Source organism: Algoriphagus sp. A40 (assembly GCF_002002735.1).
In the GTDB taxonomy this organism is placed as follows: Bacteria; Bacteroidota; Bacteroidia; order Cytophagales; family Cyclobacteriaceae; genus Algoriphagus.
On sequence record NZ_MUNY01000081.1, the window covers coordinates 1 to 6882 of the forward strand.

General features: G+C 47.8%; 1 protein-coding gene. It reads left to right on the forward strand.

Going from position 1 to position 6882, the window contains the following annotated elements:
• The coding region (locus B0E43_RS21965) for a gliding motility-associated C-terminal domain-containing protein (RefSeq protein ID WP_139352850.1) at nt 1–6791 on the forward strand (6791 nt) is incomplete at its 5' end.
• Nucleotides 6792–6882 lie beyond the last annotated feature (91 nt).

Sequence of the window (6882 nt, forward strand, 5' to 3'; positions counted from 1 at the left end):
ATGTCTACACCTATACCGTAGCAGCCACTGCACCATGCACCGAAGCAGATACTGCGACCGTGACTGTCACTGAAGGCTCAACTCCAAATGCAGGAGAAAACGGAACTCTGACAGTTTGCGAAGGAACCGAGATCACCAACGAACTGCTGTTTGCAGCCTTGGGCGGAACCCCGGACACCAACGGAACCTGGAGCAATGTGGGCAATGTCTACACCTATACTGTAGCAGCCACTGCACCATGCACCGAGGAAGCAACATCCACTGTCACCGTAACCATCCAGGAAGGACCTGACGCAGGAACTGACGGAACTCTGACAGTTTGCGAAGGAACTGAAATCACCAACGAACTGCTGTTTGCAGCCTTGGGCGGAACACCTGACACCAACGGAACCTGGAGCAATGTTGGCAATGTCTACACCTATACCGTAGCAGCCACTGCACCATGCACCGAAGCAGATACTGCGACCGTGACTGTCACTGAAGGCTCAACTCCAAATGCAGGAGAAAACGGAACTCTGACAGTTTGCGAAGGAACCGAGATCACCAACGAACTGCTGTTTGCAGCCTTGGGCGGAACCCCGGACACCAACGGAACTTGGAGCAATGTGGGCAATGTCTACACCTATACTGTAGCAGCGACTGCACCATGCACTGAGGAAGCTGTTTCCAATGTGACCATTGAGTATGTGACTCCTGATGCCCCAGTGGGGGTAGTTATACAGCCAACTTGCGACATAGCTACCGGCACGATTGAAATTCAGTCTCCAGTGCAGGGTATGGAGTATTCTTTGGATCCACAGTTTGCATCCACTGGAATCCTATTCGGAAATCTAAATCAAGGACAATACCTGATTTATGCAAGAACCATGGAAACCGGTTGCATCGTTTCTTCTAGTGTAACCATTAATCCACAGCCAATCTGCGGACTTACGATTACAAAAGATGTGGATGTGACTTCTATCAGTACGCCACAGACTTTGAACTATACTATTACTGTTAGAAACACAGGTTCTTCTGATTTGACAGGTGTTGAGGTGAAAGACCTCATGCCAAATGGTTCGGAAGTAATCCTTGCCAATCCGTCTGGAGATGCCACCGATTCGGGTGTATTGAATATTGGTGAAACCTGGATTTATACTGTCACCTACGATGCCACTCAAAGTGATATCAACGCTGGTGAAACTTTGATAAATACAGCTATAATTACTTCAGGTCAAACTGGAGAACAAAAAGATACCGCTGAGACTTCTATAGCACAGAATGCGTCAATTGCTTTGACGAAGAACGCTGAACTGAAGAAGGAATGTCTTGAGGTCGGTGATCAATTCACCTATTGGATCGTAGCCTTCAACACAGGCAACACTACCTTAACAGATGTAGTGATCACTGAATTGACAGACGCATTTACTGGCGCTGGGGCCTTGACCCCTGTGACTTTCATTGCCGCTGACAAGGGAAGTGTAGAAGGAGTGTTGTTGCCGGGAGAACAAGCTACCTACTATGTGGACTATGTGGTTCAACAAGACGATATCGATGCTGGTAAAATTTCCAATCTGGCAGAAGTAACTGCTAAATCTGGAGATAAACTGGTGACCGATTTGTCTTCCTTGATGTTTGAATATGATGAACCAACCGTAGTGGAATTGTGCCAATTGCCTGCTGTTAAGATCGAGAAATCTGCTAACAAGACTTCTGTAAGTCAGCAGGGCGCGGTGATCGAATATAGCTACACGGTGACCAATACCGGAAACATCACTCTGACTGGACTGTCGGTTGAAGATGACAAACTTGGAGCGATCACCTTGGCTTCGACTACTCTTGCGCCTGGCGCGAGCATTAGCGGAACCGCTACCTATACTGTCCTGCAATCTGACATAGACTCGGGAGCAGACATCGTGAACGTGGCAATTGTGACCAGCGAGGAAGGCGCAGAAAACAACGACAGCTGGACAGTTGAGATAGCTCAGAATCTTTCCATTGCTTTGACGAAGAACGCAGACCTTAAGAAGGAATGCCTGGAAGTTGGCGACGAATACACCTACTGGTTTGTAGCCTTCAATCAAGGCAACACCATCCTAACGGATGTAACCATCACTGAATTGCCGGATGCATTCACCGGAGCGGGAGCTTTGACCCAAGTGATCTTTATCTCCGCCGACATGGGAAGTGAGGAAGGAGTATTGTTGCCGGGAGAGAAAGCAACCTACTATGCAAACTATGTAGTTCAACAGGCCGATATCGATGCTGGTGAAATTTCCAATCAGGCAGAAGTAACTGCTAAATCTGGAGATAGAATGGTGACTGATCTGTCTTGCCTCATATTTGAGAGCGATCACCCAACTGTGGTGGAATTGTGCCAATTGCCTGCTGTTACTATCGAGAAATCTGCTAACAAGACTTCTGTAAGCCAGCAGGGCGAGGTGATCACATACAGCTACATGGTGACCAATACAGGAAACATCACTCTGACGGGACTGTTGGTTGAAGATGACAAACTTGGAGCGATCACCTTGGCTTCGACTACTCTTGCGCCTGGCGCGAGCACTAGCGGAACTGCTACCTATACTGTCATGCAATCTGACATAGACTCGGGAGCAGACATCGTGAACGTGGCAATCGTGACCAGCGAGGAAGGTGCAAAAAACAACGACAGCTGGACAGTTAAGATAGCTCAGGCTCCTAGCTTGGCAATCGACAAAACTGCCCTTCCATTTGAGCAGATTATCGGAAACGAAGTGGTCTTTGAGATTACAGTTAAGAACACCGGTAATGTGACACTATTTGATATCCATGTGGAAGACGTTCAAACCGGCGATAACTGGATTGTTGCACAACTTGCTCCTGGAGCAACCGATACCCATCAGGTTTCTGTTGAAATTACACAAGAGCTGATTGACGGCAAGTGCTATGAGAATACAGCGATCGCAGAGGTAAGAGAATATGTTGGAAACGAAGAGCAACCTGGTACTGGTCAAGGAAATGACAGAGAATATGAGGTAGTATTTAGAGATGAGGCTGGTGTAAGTGTATGCTTCACTCAAGCTCCTTCGGTTAAAATTGAAAAAACCGCTGACGTATCCGAGGTTACAGCAGCAGGTCAGGTTGTTTCATACACCCTGACTGTGACTAACACCGGTAACGTTACCTTGGTAAGTGTTGACGTGGATGATGAACTGACTGGATTTAGTACTACTATTCCGAGTCTTGCTCCTGGGGAAACCGTTCCTTTAAAAACTTCCTACACAGTAAGTCAGGAAGATATAAACAGAGGAGGAATTGTGAATGTGGCAACAGTGACTGCGGAAACTGCCGGCGAGCAGCCCCAAACAGTTGAAGATGAAGATCAGGAGATTGTAGATGCACCGAGAAGACCGGCGATTCAGATCGAGAAGACCGACAACGGAGCTACCGTAGATGGAGCAGATGATGTGATCACGTACACCCTGACAGTGACTAACACTGGCAATGTGACTTTGACTAATGTGACAGTAAGCGATCCTTTGACCGGACTTGATCAGAATCTGGGCACGCTGAATCCTGGAGCATTCACAGCTGTGAACACCGACTATGTGGTGACCCAGGCGGATGTGGACAAAGGCTTTGTGTTGAATACCGGCTTGACCTCTGGGGAAAGTCCGGATGAAGACACACCGACCGACCAGGACGAAGAGGAGACTCCGATTGAAAGGAACCCAAGCATCCAGGTCGTGAAAACGGACAACGGTGCCTTGGTAGATGGTGCAGGAGATGTGATCACGTACACCCTGACAGTGACTAACACGGGCAATGTGACTTTGACTAATGTGAAAGTAAGTGATCCATTGACCGGACTTGATCAGAATGTGGGCACGCTGAATCCTGGTGCATCCACAGCGGTGAACACCGACTATGTGGTGACCCAGGCGGATGTGGACAAAGGCTTTGTGTTGAATACAGGCTTGACCTCAGCGGAAAGTCCGGATGAAGACACCCCGACCGACCAGGACGATGTGGAGACCCCAATTGAAAGGAATCCAAGCATCCAGATTGTAAAATCTGACAACGGAGCCCAGATAGACGGAGCAGGTGATGTAATTACCTATACCCTGACAGTGACCAATACAGGAAATGCTGCCTTGACAAATGTTACTGTTAAGGATCCATTGACCGGACTTGATCAGAATCTGGGCACGCTGAATCCTGGAGCATTCACAGCGGTGAACACTGACTATGTGGTGACCCAGGCGGATGTGGACAAAGGCTTTGTGTTGAACACGGCACTTGCCGAAGGCGACAGCCCAGACGAGGAAGATCCTACGGATGAAACTGTGGAGGAGACTCCAATCAAGTCAAATCCGTCTATCACACTGGACAAATCGGTTGACCTGAACTCGGTAAGCCGTGCGGGAATTGTCCTGAACTATACTCTGGTGGTGAAAAACACAGGTAACGTGACTCTTTCCAGTGGGGATTTGACAGATCCGAAGACCGGCTTGTCGGTACCGGGAATCAGTCTTGCTCCAGGTGAAGAGAAGACCTTCCAGACAACTTATACAGTGACTTTGGCGGATATTCTGAGCGGAGAGCCGATTGTGAATATCGCCAATGTGAAGGCGGTTCACGCCCCAACTGGAACGCTGTTATCTGCCGAGAGCCAGGCCATTGTCAATTTGGACCTTGAAGCTGGAATCAGTATTGAGAAAACGGCCGACAAGACCACGGTATCCGATGAAGGGGAGGTTATTACCTATACTCTTACTGTGACCAATACTGGTACAGCTCCATTGCTGAACGTGAAAGTGTCCGATCCTATGACCGGATTGGAAGAGACAATTGAACTCTTGCTTCCAGGTGAGGAGAAGGAATTTACTACTTCCTACACCGTGACTATTGCGGATATAGCGGCCCAGAAAGAGCTAGTGAATGTGGCCAGTGTGAGTGCAACCAACCCGCTTAATCCGGAGAACCCGATAGAAGACCAAGACACTGAAGTAGTGGGGATCGCCTGCGCAGATGACACCCTGATCACCGGTATTGTCTTTAATGATATGACAGGCGAGCCGTTGGCAGGAGTACCGGTGACATTGATTCCACAGGAGAGCACCCCTGGTGATGTGCAGATTGTGGTGACGGGAGCCAATGGACGCTATACCTTCAAAGACTTTGCGCCGGGCCAGTATTTGGTACAGGTTCAGGATGCGAATCTGAACGCAGCAAGAGGCTTGTATCCGGTTGAGAGTTCGCTGTTCTTCACCTTTATTGAGGTTTGTAAGCCTCAGGTGAAAGACTTTGGGTATGAGACTTACGAGGGTATCGTTCTTGGAGACTTTGTATGGTATGATCTGAACGGTGACGGCATCCAGAACGAATGGTTAGATGGCAATAATGACGGTCAGGTAACGAAGAATCCGATTACCAACACACCTATTAACCTCGATCAGTTCGAGTGGTTTGACCTGAACGGTGATGGCAGATACGATGGTCCTGAGAATGAAGGCGAGTTGAACAAAGCCGGATTTGGTAACGACCAGAGTGGAAATGTCAAAGTGACCGGACCGAATGGATATAGTGATCAAGTTATAGTTGGAATTCTGGGATACTGGAGAGTAAGGCCTGATGCTGGAATGGGTGAATACACCGCAACTCTTGATCTGGATAATTTCCTTGCGCAGCAAGCAGTATTCCAGAGAAATAAAAATAGAGTTAAGGTTCTTCCCAATGCCGGTGCCAGAATGAGTGATATCAACGGTAGCCGAACAGAAACCCGATGTGGTCTGACTACTGAAGGTATAATCACCAGAACAGCCAAATCAGGCAACCTGACCTTCCTTGACATGGATTTCGGTATCAGATGTCTTGAGGCAGAGGTACAGATCATTGCTAATGATGATGATTTTGGAGCTCATTTTATCAGCTATGGTGGTTTGATCGGTAATATCCTGAACAATGATTTGTTGGAAGGCCAGCGTCCTGATCCCGATGATGTGGACTTTGAATTCACTGAGCTTGACGGCATCATCGGTTTGTTGATCAACGAAAACGGTGAATTGAGCCTTATCCCAGAGGTAAATGAGATCAGAGACTACACTTTGAGATATGTACTTAGAGAAACTGGCTTCCCTGAAAATAACGATGATGCGCTGGTAAACTTCAGAATATTGAATGACCAAGCGGATCTGAGAGTTACCAAGGAGGCAATTCAGGACGAGGTATTCGAAGGTGATTTGTTCGACTATAAGATCGTGGTGACCAATGCAGGTGCAACGGAAGCAACCAATGTAGTTTTGACCGACAACATCCCTGGTGGAGTGACTTATCAAAGCTTTACAGTGACGGAGAACACCAGTGGTTCAACTGTGACTTCGAATGTGTCTGGCAATAACCTGACCTTCACCATACCATTCCTGGGAGCAGGCAAATCAGTGACGATTCAGATTCGGGTTAAAGCCGGTGCTGCAGGCAAAGTTGTCAATACAGTGGTAGTCGGATCCAATGAGGACGATCTAAATGATGCTGACAATACAGCTAGCGATGACACTGAAATCGAACCATTCCGTATTCCAAATGTGATCTCACCGAATAGTGACGGTAAAAATGATGTCTTCGAGATTCAGGGCCTTGGCAAGTATGCCAGCAACAGCATTACAATCTTCAACAGGTACGGAGACCACGTCCTTGAGCGTGAAAACTACGGAAATGACTGGGAGGCTCCTGGTCAAGTAGGGGGTACTTACTTCTACTTGCTGCGGGTAACCGACGCACAGGGTAATACTACTGAGTTCAAGGGCTGGATCCAGGTAATCAAAGAATAATCAGAAGAGCGATGAAAACGACTTTTAAAATCATAGGAATGACCCTTTTGGTGGCGGTATTAGCCACCGGGGGTTCCTTTGGGCAGCAGCT